Annotated in this window: 18 protein-coding genes and 1 pseudogene; 16 read left to right on the forward strand and 3 right to left on the reverse strand. The window is 62.8% G+C overall.

Going from position 1 to position 16,351, the window contains the following annotated elements; genetic code table 11:
* The first annotated feature begins 33 nt into the window (after positions 1 to 33).
* From cpaB to KNN17_RS12300, 6 genes are all read left to right on the forward strand, one after another.
* The gene (gene cpaB / locus KNN17_RS12275) at positions 34 to 807 is read left to right on the forward strand and encodes a Flp pilus assembly protein CpaB (protein ID WP_241709354.1); all 774 of its coding nucleotides are present in this window, start codon (positions 34 to 36) and stop codon (positions 805 to 807) included.
* Positions 804 to 1,997 carry an AAA family ATPase gene (locus tag KNN17_RS12280; protein ID WP_078107731.1) on the forward strand — a complete coding sequence of 398 codons (1,194 nt, stop codon included), beginning with the start codon at positions 804 to 806 and terminating at the stop codon, positions 1,995 to 1,997. Before cpaB ends, KNN17_RS12280 begins: the two co-directional genes overlap by 4 nt.
* Entirely contained in the window at positions 1,997 to 3,523 is a 1,527-nt protein-coding gene (locus tag KNN17_RS12285; RefSeq protein ID WP_241709355.1) for a CpaF family protein, read from the forward strand. Before KNN17_RS12280 ends, KNN17_RS12285 begins: the two co-directional genes overlap by 1 nt.
* 7 nt (positions 3,524 to 3,530) lie before the next feature.
* On the forward strand, positions 3,531 to 4,463 hold the full coding sequence (locus KNN17_RS12290; protein ID WP_241709356.1) for a type II secretion system F family protein: 933 nt from the start codon (positions 3,531 to 3,533) through the stop codon (positions 4,461 to 4,463).
* Between the two features lie 8 nt (positions 4,464 to 4,471).
* Positions 4,472 to 5,356, forward strand: a complete 885-nt coding sequence (locus tag KNN17_RS12295; protein ID WP_241709357.1) for a type II secretion system F family protein — start codon at positions 4,472 to 4,474, stop codon at positions 5,354 to 5,356.
* A gap of 125 nt (positions 5,357 to 5,481) precedes the next feature.
* Entirely contained in the window at positions 5,482 to 5,937 is a 456-nt protein-coding gene (locus KNN17_RS12300; RefSeq protein ID WP_241709358.1) for an Hpt domain-containing protein, read from the forward strand.
* A 10-nt stretch (positions 5,938 to 5,947) separates the two neighbouring features.
* Here KNN17_RS12300 and KNN17_RS12305 read toward each other — a convergent pair whose 3' ends face one another.
* Both KNN17_RS12305 and KNN17_RS22550 read right to left on the reverse strand, forming a co-directional pair.
* Positions 5,948 to 6,766: a response regulator transcription factor gene (locus KNN17_RS12305; RefSeq protein WP_241709359.1), complete on the reverse strand. Its 819-nt coding sequence runs from the start codon at positions 6,764 to 6,766 to the stop codon at positions 5,948 to 5,950.
* Between the two features lie 433 nt (positions 6,767 to 7,199).
* On the reverse strand, positions 7,200 to 7,535 hold the full coding sequence (locus tag KNN17_RS22550; RefSeq protein WP_308196805.1) for a hypothetical protein: 336 nt from the start codon (positions 7,533 to 7,535) through the stop codon (positions 7,200 to 7,202).
* Here KNN17_RS22550 and KNN17_RS12310 point away from each other — a divergent pair.
* The 10 genes from KNN17_RS12310 (at position 7,522) to KNN17_RS12355 (ending at position 15,835) form a co-directional block, all read left to right on the forward strand.
* Positions 7,522 to 8,721, forward strand: coding sequence for a sensor histidine kinase (locus KNN17_RS12310; RefSeq protein ID WP_306874452.1), 1,200 nt, complete (start codon positions 7,522 to 7,524; stop codon positions 8,719 to 8,721). The two genes, KNN17_RS22550 and KNN17_RS12310, sit on opposite strands and share 14 nt — an antisense overlap.
* A 239-nt stretch (positions 8,722 to 8,960) precedes the next feature.
* The gene (locus tag KNN17_RS12315; protein WP_308196806.1) at positions 8,961 to 9,353 is read left to right on the forward strand and encodes a hypothetical protein; all 393 of its coding nucleotides are present in this window, start codon (positions 8,961 to 8,963) and stop codon (positions 9,351 to 9,353) included.
* Between the two features lie 450 nt (positions 9,354 to 9,803).
* Positions 9,804 to 10,799 (forward strand): 1,2-phenylacetyl-CoA epoxidase subunit PaaA, encoded by a 996-nt coding sequence (gene paaA, locus KNN17_RS12320; RefSeq protein WP_241709360.1) that lies wholly within the window; start codon positions 9,804 to 9,806, stop codon positions 10,797 to 10,799.
* On the forward strand, positions 10,796 to 11,125 hold the full coding sequence (gene paaB, locus KNN17_RS12325; protein WP_241709361.1) for a 1,2-phenylacetyl-CoA epoxidase subunit PaaB: 330 nt from the start codon (positions 10,796 to 10,798) through the stop codon (positions 11,123 to 11,125). The genes paaA and paaB overlap by 4 nt, the downstream gene beginning before the upstream one ends.
* Complete coding sequence (paaC, locus tag KNN17_RS12330; RefSeq protein ID WP_241709362.1) at positions 11,122 to 12,066, forward strand: 1,2-phenylacetyl-CoA epoxidase subunit PaaC; 945 nt, start codon at positions 11,122 to 11,124, stop codon at positions 12,064 to 12,066. The genes paaB and paaC overlap by 4 nt, the downstream gene beginning before the upstream one ends.
* An 8-nt stretch (positions 12,067 to 12,074) precedes the next feature.
* A complete protein-coding gene (gene paaD, locus KNN17_RS12335; RefSeq protein WP_078107749.1) occupies positions 12,075 to 12,614 on the forward strand; it encodes a 1,2-phenylacetyl-CoA epoxidase subunit PaaD in 540 nt (179 codons plus the stop codon).
* Between the two features lie 10 nt (positions 12,615 to 12,624).
* Entirely contained in the window at positions 12,625 to 13,860 is a 1,236-nt protein-coding gene (gene paaE, locus KNN17_RS12340) for a 1,2-phenylacetyl-CoA epoxidase subunit PaaE (protein ID WP_241709363.1), read from the forward strand.
* Between the two features lie 11 nt (positions 13,861 to 13,871).
* Positions 13,872 to 14,651 (forward strand): enoyl-CoA hydratase/isomerase family protein, encoded by a 780-nt coding sequence (locus KNN17_RS12345; RefSeq protein WP_241709364.1) that lies wholly within the window; start codon positions 13,872 to 13,874, stop codon positions 14,649 to 14,651.
* 81 nt (positions 14,652 to 14,732) lie between these two features.
* Positions 14,733 to 15,056 carry a PadR family transcriptional regulator gene (locus KNN17_RS12350; protein WP_241709365.1) on the forward strand — a complete coding sequence of 108 codons (324 nt, stop codon included), beginning with the start codon at positions 14,733 to 14,735 and terminating at the stop codon, positions 15,054 to 15,056.
* The gene (locus KNN17_RS12355) at positions 15,005 to 15,835 is read left to right on the forward strand and encodes a permease prefix domain 1-containing protein (RefSeq protein ID WP_241709366.1); all 831 of its coding nucleotides are present in this window, start codon (positions 15,005 to 15,007) and stop codon (positions 15,833 to 15,835) included. The genes KNN17_RS12350 and KNN17_RS12355 overlap by 52 nt, the downstream gene beginning before the upstream one ends.
* Positions 15,836 to 16,144: 309 nt before the next feature.
* On the opposite strand, the pseudogene KNN17_RS12360 reads toward KNN17_RS12355, so the two are convergent.
* A pseudogene (locus KNN17_RS12360) lies at positions 16,145 to 16,351 on the reverse strand (hypothetical protein); the annotation flags it as partial.

The following is a 16,351-nucleotide window of genomic DNA, read 5'->3' on the forward strand; positions in this document are numbered from 1 at the left end:
TTTTCATCCGTTCTTTGAGCACAGGAGTTGTAAGTGAAGTCACGCTTGTTGGCCGGGTCGGCAGCGGCAGTGCTGGCACTCGTCGGGGTGATTCTCGTCTTTTCCTATGCGCAAGGAGCGGATCAACGGGCAGTCCAGAACTTGGCCCCTGTTGACGTGTTGGTGGTCAAGACGGCCATCCCGGCCGGCACCTCAGTCGATGCCATGAAGGATTCCCTGGTCACCCAGCAACTCCCCGGATCGGCGGTTCCCAAGACGGCGCTACACACCTTGGCGGACGCAGCAGGCAAGGTTGCCGCCGTCGACCTCGTCCCCGGCGAGACACTGGTGTCGGAAAGACTGGTGGCCCCCGACGCGCTCAAGTCCCCCGGGGACGTCAAGGTGCCCGCAGGGCTTCAGGAGGTCTCGTTCCAGTTGGAACCCCAGCGGGTGGTCGGTGGACGACTCGTCCCTGGAGACCATGTTGGCATCTTCATCTCGATATCCAGCGGCGGAAGTGACTCGAAGTCGGACAAAGGGACCACCCAACTGACTATCCCCAAAGTTCTGCTGACCGCGGTGCAGCGCGCTCCCCAAGCGACCTCAAGCGCGCAGCCGACGCCGGCTCCCGGGTCTGGTGCCGCTGCCAACCCGGGCGATACGAGCCTTCCCACCGGTTCCCTCTTGCTCACCGTTGCGGTAAGTGATGTGGACGCAGCCAAGATTGTCTTCGCTGCCGAGTACGCCAAGATCTGGTTGAGCAAAGAGCCGTTGGATGCCAAAGACAGCGGACCGATCGTCATACAGCAGAGCGGGGTGTACAGGTGAGCCGTTTTGTCCTCATAACTCCCAACACCGAATTTGACCAGCGGTTGCGCCAAGCTGTTGCAGGTGGCCTGCCGGGAAGCGTACAGACCTTCTTCACGAGCATTTTGCCGGCCGATCCGGCAGAACTGTTCGGTGCGCTCAACCAGGAACAACTCGAAGTGCTGATTCTCGGGCCCGACGTGCCCGTGGAGGACGCCCTTCGCCTGGCCACGGTCTTCGATGTGCAGTTGCCGGAACTGAGCGTGATCCTCGTCAGTGAACTGGATCCCGCGTTTGTCCTCCAAGCCATGCGCTCGGGAATCCGCGACATCATGAGCCCGGATGCTGACCTGGCCCAGATAAGGGTCATGCTTGAGCGCGCGTGCCAGTCTTTCGCCAGCCGACAGCGCACCGGGGAACCAAAGCAATCGGGTTCGCCGAAGGGCCTGGTGATCGGCGTCTTTTCGCCCAAGGGTGGCGTGGGCAAGACAACCATTGCCACGAACATCGCAGTGGGCCTGGGCAAGATCGCGCCGATGAGCGTGGTGATCGTGGATCTCGACCTGCAATTCGGTGACGTTGCCTCCGGGCTCTACCTCAACCCGGAGCACACCGTTACGGATGCCGTCACGCCGTCGGCCAGCCAGGATTCGCTGGTGCTCAAGGCCTTTCTCACCGTCCACCCGGCGAGCATCTATGCGTTGTGCGCGCCGAAGGACCCCGTCGAAGCTGATGAAATCTCGCCGGAACAAGTGGGCAGGCTGCTCGAGCAGCTCGCTCATGAGTTCCAGTACGTGGTTGTCGACACGGCTCCTGGACTGCCAGAAATCGGGCTCGCTGCCCTCGAGCAGTGCTCGGACGCGGTCTGGGTGACCGGCATGGACGTTCCAAGCGTCCGGGGCCTTCGCTCCGGGCTGGACATCCTCCGCAGGTTGAACCTCCTTCCCGAAACCCGCCACGTGGTGCTGAACATGGCTGATTCCAAGTCGGGGCTGTCGGTCCAGGACGTCGAATCGACAGTCGGCGCCCCGGTTGACGTGAGCATCCCCCGATCGAAGGCCGTAGCGTTCTCCACCAACCGCGGCATTCCCGTGCTCCAGGACTCAGTGAAGGACCCTGCCGTCAAAGGTCTCAAGCAACTTGTGGACCGCTTCAACCCCACGTGGCGTGCCACAGCACAGCGAAAACTGCACAGAAGGGTCGTCGTCTAATGAAGCTGTCTGAACGGCTGCATGCCGCCGAGGACAAGACCGAAGCGTCTCCCGGCTCCGGGGTGGATCTTGGCGCGAGCGCACCCTCTACCCCTAAACCGACATTCGCTGACTCGACGCAGCAGGTCAGGCCACTTCCCTCGGGGAAGCCCGGCGGCGCCCTGAAACCCCACACTTCGGTCAAGCTGTCCGACGTCCCTGACTCGCCGAAGCTCAGGGCCCAGCAACCCGTGGACGCTTTCGCTGCCCTCAAGGTGCGCGCCGCCACCGCGTTGTTCGAACGGCTGGGCGCGAGGTTCAATGACTCGGGTGTCAGCGAACACGAGTTGCGGTCAACTGCCCGGGAAGAACTCATCCGGATCATCGACGCCGAACAGGTCCCGCTGTCCGCGGACGAGCGCAGCCGGCTGGTCGCGGACGTGGCGGATGACGTCCTTGGCTATGGGCCGCTTCAACGCTTGCTGGACGACCCGGAAGTCACCGAAATCATGGTCAACAGGATGGACCAGATCTACGTCGAACGAAAAGGAAAGCTGACCCTCACGGACTCCGGATTCAGCTCAGAGGAGCACCTCCGGAGAGTCATCGAACGCATTGTTTCGAAAGTGGGCCGCCGGATCGATGAGTCGTCCCCGCTTGTTGACGCGCGGCTTGAGGACGGGTCCCGAGTCAATGCGGTGATCCCTCCGCTTGCGGTGGGCGGTTCGTCGCTGACCATCCGAAAATTCAGCAAAATACCGTTGACCATCAGGAACCTGATCGATTTCGGAACGCTCACGCCCGAAATGGCGGAACTGCTCAATGCGTGCGTCAAGGCGAAGCTGAACATCATTGTTTCCGGAGGTACCGGAACCGGAAAGACGACACTGTTGAACGTCCTCTCGTCTTTCATCCCGGAAGACAACCGGATTGTCACCATCGAAGATGCCGTGGAACTGCAGATCCAGCAGCAACACGTGGTCAGGCTTGAGAGCAGGCCACCGAACACCGAGGGCAAGGGTGCCGTGACCATCAGGGAACTGCTCAGGAACTCGCTTCGTATGCGGCCGGACAGGATCGTCGTCGGCGAGGTCCGCGGTGGAGAGTCCCTCGACATGCTGCAGGCCATGAACACCGGCCACGACGGTTCCCTCTCCACGGTGCACTCGAATTCCCCTCGCGACGCCGTGGCGCGCCTCGAAACCCTTGTGCTCATGGCCGGTATGGACCTGCCATTGCGGGCAATCCGCGAGCAAATAGCGTCCGCGGTGAACCTCATCATCCAGATCTCCCGGTTGCGGGACGGAACGCGCCGCATCACCCACGTGACTGAGGTCCAGGGCATGGAAGGCGACATTGTCACCCTTCAAGACGCCTTTGTTTTCGATTACTCGGCAGGCGTCGACGCCCACGGAAGGTTCCTGGGACGGCCGGTCCCCACGGGTATCCGTCCGCGCTTCATCGATCGCTTCGATGACTTCGGTATCCATGTGTCTCCCGGAGTATTCGCCGCGCCCCTGGCAACAGCAACAGCAGCAAGGACGTGAGCGGAAAATGATGCTCTTGACCGGAATGGCCCTGATGTTTTCAGCCATCCTGCTCCTCGGCGTGGCCGTGATCCTGCCGAAAACTCCGGAAGTTCCGTTCGATCGACGCCGGCCCTACCACATAGGTTCGGGCTCCCAGCTGACGCGTTTTGCAGGCTCTGCCGCCGACGCAGTCCACGGGGTGTTGACCAGGCGCAATGTCCGGCTCTTCAACCGTGAACAACTGGAGAATGCCGGGCTGCGAATGAGCCAGGCGGATTTCTTCATCCTTGTCATTGCCGGTGCATTCGTGGGTGCCCTGATCGGTCTGGTCATCGGCGGTCCGTTGGTGGCCTTCCTGTTCTTTCTCCCGGCGCCCCTCGTAGCGCGGGTCATCTTGAGCTCCTTGGCCGGCAAAAGGCGCGCCAAATTCGATGAGCAGCTGGGGGACACGCTCCAACTACTGGCTGGCGGCCTGCGGGCCGGGCACAGCATCCTCCGCGCCATCGATGCCGCCGCCACGGAATCTGCCAGCCCGACGTCCGAGGAAATGCGCCGGATCATTACAGAGACAAGCCTTGGCCGCGATCTTGAGGCATCGCTGAACGACACAGCGGAGCGGATGCGGAGCGAGGACTTCGTGTGGATAGCGCAAGCCATCCAAATCAACCGCGAGGTGGGTGGAAACCTTGCGGAGGTCCTGGACCAAGTCAACGAGACCATACGCGAACGCAGCGAGATCAAGGGACACATCAAATCCTTGGCCGCGGAAGGGAAGTTCTCGGGATACATCCTGATGGCGCTTCCCTTCGGCATCGTCACCATGCTCTTGCTTGTCAACCCCGGCTACATGAACGTGATGTTCACCCAGCCGCTTGGGTGGGGAATGATCGGCTTGTCAGTCATTCTCATGACGATCGGCGGTCTCTGGATGCGCAAGATCATCGACTTGAAGTTTTGAGGTGACGAGTGAATCCCTCTCTTCTAATCTCCCTCGTCCTGGTTCCTCTGCCTATCGCCTACCTCGCCTGGTCATTCCTGTCGGTTGACCGCAAAGCCCAACGTGCCGTCCGGGATCTTTTGACCCAAGGCGCAGCCATTGCCGAAGCTGGTCCACAAAGTCGTGGCAGTGCACTCGAGCTCATTGGCTACCGTTTGACCCCCGGCGGCTACGTCCAGAAACTGGACCGGCTGCTCTCGCTGGCCGGCCGCCCGCCGTCGCTCCCTTTGGGGCGCGTCCTCGCTGCCAAACCCCTGCTCGGATTGTTCGGCGCACTTTTCGGGTTTCTCATCAGTGCCAACAGCTCAAGCGGAATCCTTAAGCTCGTAGGGATATTTGTCGTATTACTCGGATACTTTATCCCGGACCTAATGCTGTACAGCAAAGGGCAAGAGCGCCAAAAGGCCATGCAATTGGAACTCGCAAATACCATGGACCAAATGCTGATTTCGGTGGAAGCTGGCCTCGGTTTTGAAGGAGCAATGGCCCGGGCCGGAGAAAACGGGAGGGGGCCGTTGGCCGAGGAGTTGGTACGGACGCTGCAGGACATGCAGGTCGGAAGGAGCCGCCGCGAGTCCTATCTCGCCCTCGCCGAACGAACCAACGTTCCGGAGCTCCGAAGCTTTGTACAGGCCGTGATCCAGGCGGACACTTACGGCATTGCCATCAGCCGGGTCCTCAGGGTCCAAGCGAAGGTTATGAGGGTTAAGCGCCGGCAACGTGCAGAAGAGAAGGCGATGAAGCTTCCGGTGATGGTTCTCTTCCCTCTTCTGCTCTTCATCTTCCCTGTGTTGTTCATCGCCATCCTGGGACCGGCCGTCATCAACGCTATAGCCACCTTCAGCGGAGGGTAAGCGCAATATCACATTCTCCGAATGGGTGTGCTGGATGAAAAGAAGTTAAATCAAGAAAGGCCTAAGATTTCCTTAAGATAGGCATAAGTTCGGTTTTTCCGGAATTCAGAAAGTAGCATTGGGCTATGTTCAGTTCAGGTTCAAGCGAGGTCAACGAGGATTCAGACCCCAGCCATACGGGTTCCGTCGGGGACTCCGCTGCGCTGCCAGTCGTCCCGCTTATCGAACTTCCCATTCTGGACCTGGCTGAATTCCAACTCCTGGAAGATCAAGTGGACAATCCGCTGATCGCGCGAACGTTCGCTGGCGACTTCGCGAAACTCTGGGCGAAGCGATACGAAATCCTGGCAACCGCCGTCGAGCGCGGCGACATGGCCGCAGCCCTGAACGCAGTCCTTAGCCTCAGGACGTCTTCCATCATGGTTGGCGGCGTCCGCCTCGCGGTACTTGCTGCGCAACTGGAGGAACGCATTCGAAAGAGCGAACTGCGTGAAGCCAGGCCGCTCCTGAAGAAAGTTGCAGAATGCGGGCACCTAACGGTCCAGGAACTCAAGGACAGCTACGTACTCAGGAACGATTGACGGCCGCAGCCTAATCCGAACTTTTCGGCGTCAGGCGATAGCCGACTCCTCGGACAGTCTGTAAAAAGCGCGGCGATTGTGGATCTTCACGAAGCTTTCGGCGGAGGTTCCCGATGTGGGTCTCAACGGCCCGTTCATCGGCGTCGCTGATGTACGCATCGTCGTCGTAGTACTCACCGCGCGCCGCCCGCACCAGGTCAGCCCGGGTGCGCACCTCGCCATTGGCCCGAAGCAAGTCGAGAAGCAGATCGAACTCGCTTCGCGTCAACGTCACGGCTGAACCTTGAAGCGTCACCGTGCGTGATTTGTGGTTCAGTGCCAAGCCATTGTGCTTGATCACTGCATGGTCGACGCCGGCAGAGCCGCCGTCGGCGCCTCTCGAAACAGCGCCGGCGTTAGCACCGCCGTCGGGCACCGAACCAGAGCGATCCTCCTCCAGCAACGCAAGCCTGCCGTCCGCGCGGGGCCGCCGCATCATGGCCGTGACCCGGGCCCGCAATTCACGCGGCAGGAACGGCTTCTTGACGTAGTCGTCTGCGCCGGTCAGGAACGCGGTTAACGTGTCCGGCTCGTCGCGCCTGGCCGTCAGCATCACCACATATGCGTCGCTGAATTGCCGAATCCGACGGAGGACCTCGTGGCCGTCCATATCGGGAAGCCCGACGTCGAGCGTCACCACGGTGGCGTGGTGGTCCCGCACGACCTCCACGCCTTCGCGTCCGGTGGCGGCAGAGTGCACCACAAATCCAGCTTCTTTAAGGATGGCATCGACCAGATTTCGCACGTCTTCGTCATCCTCAATGACTACAGCTACCCCAGGCTCGCTCATAGAACATCCTCGAGGGTGCACATCGCCGCACAGCCCAGCGCAATGCGGTAAATGCCACCCAAATACTCACGATACAAGCATTGAAGCCATCTGGCATCTAATATGTGGATTAAGCGCATGCTTCGAACTTCCAGTTGGATGGTTTGGGCCGTCGTATTGTGGTTCCTTGGGGGAATAGTGGGCTCCGGGTGCTTCCTTCGGGAAGCGCGTGGAGCGGTAATTGGTTCGCGATTCTCCAAGGAAGGGTCTTGACTTTGAGTGAGCAGCCATTTTTCCGCGCGGCCGCCCGTTTCTTCCGAAAACTCACACCTCGTGCCCGCCTGGCTGTCTGCGAATTACCACTAACGCTCATCGTCGCCGGCCTTGCGATCGCAGCCCCAACTGTTTGGCCAGGGTTAATCCAGAATTGGCTGTTTGTTACCGGGGTTTTCCTTCATGGGGCGCTGTTCCTTGGCTGCCTGCTGGTTCCCTGGGAGGGGTTGTCGCCGAGCGCGGGCCTGGCAATCCCCGTTTTGGATTTTGTCGCCCTCTGGTTCACCCGAAACGGCGCTTTCAGCGCAATACCGGGCCTCATCACTTTGGCTATCTTTCCCGTGATCTGGTTGTCTGCCTCAGGCATGCTTTCGAAGACAAGCCTGGTCCTCAGTTTTGTGGGTCCTTTTGTCATTGCGTTTCCGCCAGTGGTTACCCACTTGCCACGTCCCACGCCGTCGGACATTTCTTCCGTACTGCTATTACCGCTGATGATGTTCGCAATGGCAGTGTCCATTCGCTTGGCTGGCTCCAATGCCCGTCTCCAGCAACGGCGGGTAAGCCAGCGCGACCAGTCCCTGCGGCAATTGTTGGCTGCCAGCCGGGAGCGGGAAACGCTGCTCAAGACGATCCTGGACACGATCGACGTCGGAATTGTCGCCGTCGATTCGAAGGGCGAAACCCTCCTGATCAACAATCAACAAAAGGCGTTCCTCAAGATGGCGATGCCCGCGGGAGGCTCACGGGGTCCCGCGGAACGCGACTGGCTCGTTTTTGGCCAGGACAGGCGGACGCCGATTCCGCTTGAAAAGGGCCCCGTTCGGAGAGCCGTTCAAGGGGAAACATTCTCCGACTATCTCCTTTGGTTCGGCGCCGGAACCGACCAACGGGTCATCTCAACCGCCGCGCGGGGTATGAAGAGCGACGTCGACGACGGGTTTGGCGGTGCGGTGATCGTATTCAAAGACGTGACGGATGTTGTCGATGCCCTTGCCGCCAAAGACGAATTGGTTGCCAACGTTTCGCACGAATTCGGTTCTCCGCTCACATCGATCTTGGGCAACATCGATCTTGTGCTGCGCGGCGCCCAGGAACTCCAACCAGCAACAAGGCTTGGATTGGAAATTGCGGAGCGGAATGCCGAGCGGCTCCGGGCCCTGGTGGAGGACCTGCTCTCGTCGGCCGCGGCAGTAGAGAGCGTACATCTGAGGCGCACGGATTTGGCAGGGTTGGTCGAAAATAGCCTGGTTTCTGCACGCGCACAGGCCGACGCCGCCCACGTGGGCCTCGTCGCCGACGTTCCTGCACCCCTGTGGGCAAACGCCGACCCCTTGAGGCTGGGACAGGCCTTGGACAATCTGGTGTCCAACGCCATCAAGTATTCGCCCGGTGGCGGACTGGTGACCGTCAGGGCGGAGCGGAACGACGGTTGGGTCCGGCTTGAAGTGAAAGATACGGGAATGGGCATGACCACTGACGAGTCCGCCAGGATCTTCACCCGGTTCTTCCGGACAAACGCCGCCCGTCAGGCCGCGATTCCCGGCGTCGGCCTCGGGCTGTCCATCACCAAGTCCATCGTCGAGCGACACGGAGGCAGCATCTCCTGCCGCAGCGAGCCCGGCAGCGGAAGCACTTTCACGGTGGCACTGCCGGCTGGACCGCCCCAGGAGCCGTCCCAGACAGACATGCCGGCGCTGTATTAGTCCGGCACCGCAAGACCGGATCCCGGACCGGGTAGCGGCCAGCCGTGCAAGTAGCCGACCGGGCAAATTAGAGTACCCACTACTCGTGACCGGCCCTAGAGGCAGCCGATTCAATGGAACTCAGTTGGTCTCAAACGCAGTTCCTGGTCTCTGGGGGTTATCCGTATGTGTGCTTTCTGCAATTCCGTTGTGCCCTTCCCGCGTCTCACAGTCAGTTCCACAGCGACGGAGGCAGTCCGTTGAGCGCGGCAGCGATGTTCGCCGGGTCGTTGCCCGGGCTGATCCTGATGGACTTCGGCCAGGCAATGGTGGTGGTGTGCGTGTGTTTCGACATGGTCCGTGCCGTGTCCGTGCCTCGATCGCATCGACGTTACGTCGCCAACACCATCTTCAGGACCCTGGCGGTGCCGTCGATTCTCGTCATGGGCGTCAGCGTCCTGGCGAAGGCAATCCAATGGAATTGGACCGACGTGGTCATGGGCGTTTTCGTGATCGTGATGATCATCTTCCGCTGGCACCAGGACAAGGACGAGGACAGCTGGTGGAAAGGCAAAGGCAAGAAGCTGGCCCGCTGGGCGCGGAAGCAACTGACGCCGCGACCCGCCTTCGTCCCGGCGTCGGCGTCAGCCTAAGCGCCTAGCCTCCCCGGACGCTCGCTCACCTTTAGGCTGTTTTCCCCGGACGCTCGCTCACTTGATGTGAGCGGGCGTTCAGGCATTTGGCCCCATATCTGAGCGAGCGTCCGGGCTGATGCGCTGGGAACAATGCCTTGGCGCCCGACGGCGGCAGTCCCGTTTCGCCGTCGTCACGCCTTGTGTGCCGTTCCCCTCAGACGCTCGCTCACCTTTGAGGCGTTTTCTGCCGACGCTCGCTCACTTGATGTGAGCGGGCGTTCCGGCGTTTGGCCGTATAGGTGAGCGGGCGTCGGGGAAGTGAGCCATATATGTGAGCGGGCGTTGGGGGAGAGGGCCGTATAGGTGAGCGAGCGTTCGGTTGACGCCCCCAAGCGACCCGAACGCTTGACGCATCTCGCGCCTTCCGCATATTCTGAACGAACGGTCGGTAAATATTTAGGAGCAACCATGGCATCGCAGAATCTGCAGTCTGTGCCCGCTGAGCTGTCCCCAGAAGAGCTTGAGCGGGAACAGGCCGGTCAGGCGTACTTTGACCGCATCATCTCCGAGGATTCGCGCATCGAACCCCGCGACTGGATGCCGGAGGCCTACCGTAAGACCCTGCTCCGCCAGATCTCGCAGCACGCGCACTCGGAGATCATCGGCATGCAGCCGGAAGCCAACTGGATCACCAGGGCTCCGAGCCTCAAGCGCAAGGCCATCCTCATGGCCAAGGTCCAGGATGAGGCGGGCCACGGCCTGTATCTCTACTCGGCCGCGGAGACCCTTGGCCAGAGCAGGGACAAGATGACCAGCGACTTGATCGCCGGCAGGGCCCGGTACTCGTCCATCTTCAACTACCCCGCGGTTTCCTGGGCGGACATGGGTGCGATCGGCTGGTTGGTGGACGGTGCCGCGATCTGCAACCAGGTTCCCCTGTGCCGTGCTTCTTACGGCCCCTACGGGCGCGCAATGGTGCGCATCTGCAAGGAAGAGTCGTTCCACCAGCGCCAGGGTTTCGAGATCCTCCTTGAACTGTCCAACGGGACGCCCGCCCAGAAGGCGATGGCCCAGGATGCCGTCAACCGCTGGTACGCGCCGGCGCTGATGATGTTCGGCCCACCCGACGATGATTCGCCCAACTCCAAGCAGTCCATGGCCTGGAACATCAAGCGGTTCAGCAACGACGAGCTCCGCAGCCGCTTCGTCGGCATGATGGTGGAACAGGTCAAGGTCCTGGGCCTCACGCTCCCGGACAAGGACATCCGTTTCAACGAAGAAACCAAGAAATGGGAGCACGGCCCCCTCGACTGGAACGAGTTCAAAGACGTTCTCGCCGGGAAGGGTCCCTGCAACGCGCAGCGGCTTGAGCGCCGCCGTGAAGCGCACGACGACGGCGCCTGGGTCCGCGAAGCGGCCGCCGAGTACGCCCGCAAGCAAGCAGAGAAGGAATACGCAGCATGAGCACCCCAGCCACGCCAGAGGCGAACCAGGCCAACGAACCCCACGAAACTCCCTGGAGCCTCTGGGAAGTCTTCGTCCGCTCCAGCCGCGGCCTGTCCCACGTCCACGCTGGATCCTTGCACGCACCCGACGCGGCGATGGCGCTGCGCAACGCCCGCGACCTGTACACCCGCCGCAACGAAGGCGTGTCCATCTGGGTGGTTCCGGCCGACGCTATTTCCTCGAGTGACCCGGACTCCAAGGGCTCCTTCTTCGAGTCCCCGCAGGGCAAGGACTACCGCCATGCGACGTATTACACCAAGAGCGAAGGCGTGAAGCACCTGTGACCGCCCCCGTAAACGAAAACGAAAACAAAGACTTCTCCATTGAAGGCCACGGCGATATTTCCGTCGGCGTCAAGGGCGCAGGTGCTTCCGGAGACGGTTCCGCAAGCGCCACGCGCATCACCCCCGGAAACGCCTTGCGCCCCGAGGACATCGCCCTCGAAATCCGCAAGGGACAAGTCAAGCCGAGCGACGACGTCGCGGAATACGCCCTGCGCATCGGCGACGACGGACTGATCCTCGCCCAGCGCCTGGGGCACTGGATATCCCGGGCTCCTGAGCTCGAGGAAGACGTCGCCCTGGGCAACATCGCCCTCGACCAGCTCGGCCACGCCCGTTCCTTCCTGACCTACGCCGGCGCGGCATGGGACAAGTCCGAGGACGATCTGGCGTACTTCCGCCGGGAGCACGAGTTCCGCTCAGCGCACCTGTTCGAGCAGCCGAACGGGGACTTCGCGGTCACCATCGCCCGGCAATTCATCGTGAGCCACTACCAGTTCGAGCTCTACAAGCGGCTGACCGGTTCCACGGATGCCACCATCGCGGCCATCGCCGCGAAGGCACTCAAAGAGGTCGACTACCACCGCGACCACAGCGCACAGTGGGTCCTCCGGCTTGCCGGCGGCACGGAAGAGTCCCGCCGTCGTATCGTCCGGGCGTTCAAGCTCGTCTGGCCCTACGTCGAAGAACTCTTCGAAGACGACGAGCTCACGGGGCGCCTCGCGGAAAGCGGAGCAGGCGTGCAGCCCTCCAGCCTCCGCGCGGACTTCGACCAGCTCACCGGAGAAATCCTGAGCGAAGCCGGCCTCGACGACGAACTCGCCCTCGAACGCATTCCCCAGTCCTTGGGCGGCGGCCGCCAGGGCAAGCATTCCGAGCACTTGGGTTACTTGCTGGCCGAGATGCAGGTGCTGGCCCGCGAACACCCCGGCGCAAGCTGGTGACGGTGGACATGTTCGTTCACGAGACACCAACCCAGGCCAAACAGACCGCCGAGCAAAAGGCCTGGGGGATTGCCGCCACGGTCTGCGATCCCGAGATTCCCGTCCTCACCATCGAGGACCTGGGGATCCTCCGCAACGTCCAACTGTTCGACGACGGCGGCCTGGTCCCCGCGGTCCAGGTCACCATTACGCCGACCTACTCGGGCTGCCCCGCGATGGACGCCATCCGCGACGACCTCAAGACCGCGTTCCACAAAGCGGGCTACCCGAGCGTCTACGTCGAGCTCGTCCTGGCTCCGGCCTGGACCACGGACTGGATGACTGAGCGCGGCAAGGCCAAGCTGCAGGAATACGGCATCGCGCCGCCGTCCGGAAGGGCAGCAGCCGGGGGACATGCCGGCAAAGTGCGGCTCAACCTCGCCGTGAAATGCCCCCAGTGTTCGTCGCTGAACACCAAGGAACTCACCCGCTTTGGTTCCACGTCCTGCAAGGCGCTCTTCGTCTGCCAGGACTGCAAGGAACCGTTCGACTACTTCAAAGTCCTGTAAGGAATCCGACATGCCCGTTGTCCGCCAGACCGCAGCCGAACAAGCGCAGGCCACCGGCCGCCGTCGTGCGTCTTTTCATTCCCTCAGCGTCTCGGAAGTCCGCCGCCTGACTGAAGACGCCATCGAGGTCACGTTCGATGTTCCGTCGGAACTCGCCGGCCAGTACGACTACCTTCCCGGCCAGTATGTGGCGCTCCGGACCACGCTTCCGGACGAGAGCGGGGAGCCCCACGAGGTCCGTCGCAGCTACTCCATCTGCGCAGAGCCGCGCAGCTTCGCGGACGGAAGCAGCGAGATCCGCGTGGCGATCAAGAAGGACCTGGGCGGCATCTTCTCCACCTGGGCGAATGCGGAGCTCAAGGCCGGCGACACCCTGGATGTCATGAGCCCGATGGGCGCGTTCATTTCGAAGCATGGCAAGGACGGCAAGACTGTCCAGCAGAATGTCATGAATTCCATGAACAATCCGGAGAACATGGCAGGGGAGTTCGGCGACGCCGGTTCTTTCGTGGCCATCGCCGCCGGCTCGGGCATCACCCCGGTGATCGCGATCGCCCGCACGCTGCTGGCCGCGAACCCGGAGACGCGCTTCGACCTGATCTACGCCAACAAGGCCGCGATGGACGTCATGTTCCTCGAGGAGCTGGCGGACCTGAAGGACAAGTACCCCTCGCGACTGGCGCTGCACCATGTGTTGTCCCGCGAGCAGCGCATCGCGCCGCTCATGACGGGCCGTATCGACGCCGAGAAGCTGCAGCAACTGTTGGGCACCGCCATCCACGCGCAGGACGTGGACGAATGGTTCCTGTGCGGGCCGTTTGAACTGGTCCAGCTGTGCCGGGATACCCTCGCAGCCCGCGGGGTTGAGCCCGAGCATGTCCGCTTCGAGCTCTTCACCACCGGCCGCCCGGACCGCCCCGAGGGCAACGCCGGGCGCCCCGTTGTGGAGGACGACTCGAAGGACACGTTCAAGATCACCTTCACGCTGGATGGTTTGACCGGCGACGTCGCCAGCCCCACCCACGCACGGGAATCCATCCTCAACGCCGCCTTGCGGGTCCGCCCGGATGTTCCGTTCGCGTGCGCCGGTGGCGTATGCGGCACGTGCCGCGCCAAACTGGTTTCCGGGACTGTCAGCATGGACGAGAACTACGCCTTGGAGCAGGATGAGTTGGACAAGGGCTACGTCCTGACCTGCCAGTCCCACCCCACCAGTGAATCCGTCACGGTCGATTTCGACGTCTAAGGAATAAACGAATGATCGAGCTCTCCATCGCCAACGGCATCGCAGAAATTGTCCTCAACGCCCCGGAAAAGCTGAACTCGCTTGACGAGGCGGCGCTTGCCGAACTGGATCGAGCGTACGACGACGCCGCTGCCGCCGCCTCCCGCGGGATGGTGCGGGCGCTGCTCCTCCGCGGAGAGGGCCGCGCCTTTTGCGCGGGACGTGACATTGCCGGCGTGACCCCGGAGAGCGACGACGCGAAGGCGTACTTGAACGGGCTCGTCGAGCCGCTGCTCAAGAAGATGGCAGCCTTCCCGGCCCCGACCTTCGCGGCAGCGCACGGCGCGTGCCTCGGCGTCGGGCTCGGCCTGTTGCTGGCCACGGACGTGGTGTACGTGGCGGAGACTGCCAAGTTCGGTTCGCCGTTCGCCAAGCTGGGCGCCACTTTGGATTCGGGCGGGCACTGGTACTTCACGGAACGCCTGGGCATGCACCGGACCTTGGACCTCATCTACACCGCGGACCTGATCAGCGGTGCAGAGGCCGTGGCGCAGGGAATGTTCAGCCGGGTCATGCCCGACGACGCCCTGCTGGAGGCCACCCGGATCATCGTGGAGCGAGTCGCGGCGGGTGCCACCGGCGCGTTCACCGCGAGCAAGGAGCTCGTAGCCCATATCCGCGACCAGCGCCTGGGCTTGTGGACTGCCATGTCCGAAGAGAACGACGAACAAGCCCGGCTGTGCAAGACCGAGGACTATGCCGAAGGTTTCCGTGCGTTCCAGGAGAAGCGGGCGCCGGTCTTCAAGGGGTAGCAGGGGTCCGGGTACACAGCCGCGGATAACCCGGTCCTCTGATCTTGTCAGCAGTTCGTCCCATACCTAGACTCTCTAGGTATGGGACGAAGTTCAGTAAACGGACAGCTTGACCTGCTTCTGCTCAGCTCGCTCGGAGCGGGCGAGGCACACGGCTATGCGCTCATCGCGCGCATTCACGAGCGCAGCGGCGCACGGATTGAGCTTCAGGAGGGCTCGGTCTACCCCGCGCTGCACAAGCTCGAGGCGGCGGGGTGCGTCGCGAGCCGCTGGGCGGACGACGACGGCGGCCGCCGTCGCGTCTATGCTCTCACCGGGGCCGGGCACGCCGAGCTTGCCCGCAAGGTGGAGGAGTGGAGAGGCTTCTCGGCGGCGGTGCGGGGCGTTCTTGGGGCGGCATCGTGAACGCGGGGAACAGCGCCGGGGCCGACGAGGGGCCCATCGACGCATACCTCGACGAGCTGTTCGTGGCTGCGCGCGACGGCGATCCCGCCGCGGCGCGCAGGCTCCTCGCTGAGACCGAGGCGCATTTGCGCGAATGCGCAGCCCGGCTCCGTGGGCAAGGCTTGGACCCGGAGGACGCTGAGCGCGAGGCCGTCCGCCGCTTCGGCCCGGTCGGCACCGTGACGCCGGTCCTGCGCCCGTCACTTCGCGACGTCGCCAGGCTGCCTTTGCGAGCGTTCGTGCGACCCTTGGTTGGCCTCGCGGCTGTTGGCGCGATCGCCGTGGGCGTGAGCGGCGTCGTATCGGAGCTGTTCGGCCGGATCTGGGGCGCAGGCTTCGTGGCCGGCGATCTCCCGGGCGTGGCCTACACGGCCGCGAGGTGTGCGGTTCTGGAGGCTCCTTACGCTGGCCTCGACTGTGCCCAGGCCGCTGCTGAACACCACTGGGGCGAGGTGGTCGAATACCGCGTGGTCCTCGGGGTGCTTGGCCTGGTCCTCTTGCTTATCTGGCGGCTCCTGCCGCGCGACGCCGCGCTCCCGGAAGGCCTCGCGCCGTCGCTCGCGGCCGCGGCTTTCCTGCTGGCCGCGGCGGGGACCGGGGTCCTGGCCCTCAACGCTGCCGTCCAGGGTTGGCAGGGCACGGGGGCGTGGCTGAGCGCCGTCGTCGTCGCCCTGCCCCTCGCCGTCGTGTTCGCGGTAGCCGCCCTGCGCAGGATGCGCATGAAACCCCAGGGTTCCTAAGGCCGCATAGTGGTGTTTGATGGCGCCCGGACACTGGCAGCCGTTGTAGGCACGGGCCGGTGGATTGCCGCCCCAGGAGCGCTTGAGGCCGCCCGGGCCCGATGCGAACGAAGATGTGTCCACGCCGACCTGACTGGCCCCTGGACTAGGCCCTTCTTGACGCAGGCTTTTTAGCCGACGCGCACCTTCCTGGCGGATATTTTTGGCACCGTGCTTTTGGCGCTGGGGGGCATGGTCCGCAGCAAACTTCGGCCGGCTAACCAGGACCCGGAAGCCAGGGATGCCGGGCAGCAACGGCGGCCTGGAGTCTCAAGCGACTCGGAGTTCGGTGACGTGGGCGTATTTCAGCGCCTTGGCTTGGTGGCGTAGTAGCCTCCGGTGGTGTTTGGAATGTGGTGGCACGGTGGCAGATGACTCGGTGCCTGGCAGGGGCCGGGCTGTTGATCGGTAGTGGTGTCCGGTGGGGGTGCGGATGTCGAGGACATGCCGTGTCCCGGGGCTTGTTGTTGCCGTCCC

Origin of the sequence: Arthrobacter bambusae, assembly GCF_022606295.1 — a bacterium.
Lineage (GTDB): Bacteria > Actinomycetota > Actinomycetes > Actinomycetales > Micrococcaceae > Arthrobacter > Arthrobacter bambusae_A.

Bases quoted from the DNA above. Each gene is read 5' to 3' on its own strand.
- KNN17_RS12300 (WP_241709358.1), top strand. From the start codon at position 5,482: ATGTTCAGTTCAGGTTCAAGCGAGGTCAACGAGGATTCAGACCCCAGC.
- paaE (WP_241709363.1), top strand. From the start codon at position 12,625: ATGCCCGTTGTCCGCCAGACCGCAGCCGAACAAGCGCAGGCCACCGGC.
- KNN17_RS12310 (WP_306874452.1), top strand. From the start codon at position 7,522: ATGGCAGTGTCCATTCGCTTGGCTGGCTCCAATGCCCGTCTCCAGCAA.
- paaA (WP_241709360.1), top strand. From the start codon at position 9,804: ATGGCATCGCAGAATCTGCAGTCTGTGCCCGCTGAGCTGTCCCCAGAA.
- KNN17_RS22550 (WP_308196805.1), bottom strand. From the start codon at position 7,535: ATGGACACTGCCATTGCGAACATCATCAGCGGTAATAGCAGTACGGAA.
- KNN17_RS12345 (WP_241709364.1), top strand. From the start codon at position 13,872: ATGATCGAGCTCTCCATCGCCAACGGCATCGCAGAAATTGTCCTCAAC.
- paaD (WP_078107749.1), top strand. From the start codon at position 12,075: ATGTTCGTTCACGAGACACCAACCCAGGCCAAACAGACCGCCGAGCAA.
- KNN17_RS12350 (WP_241709365.1), top strand. From the start codon at position 14,733: ATGGGACGAAGTTCAGTAAACGGACAGCTTGACCTGCTTCTGCTCAGC.
- KNN17_RS12290 (WP_241709356.1), top strand. From the start codon at position 3,531: ATGATGCTCTTGACCGGAATGGCCCTGATGTTTTCAGCCATCCTGCTC.
- paaB (WP_241709361.1), top strand. From the start codon at position 10,796: ATGAGCACCCCAGCCACGCCAGAGGCGAACCAGGCCAACGAACCCCAC.
- KNN17_RS12305 (WP_241709359.1), bottom strand. From the start codon at position 6,766: ATGAGCGAGCCTGGGGTAGCTGTAGTCATTGAGGATGACGAAGACGTG.
- KNN17_RS12285 (WP_241709355.1), top strand. From the start codon at position 1,997: ATGAAGCTGTCTGAACGGCTGCATGCCGCCGAGGACAAGACCGAAGCG.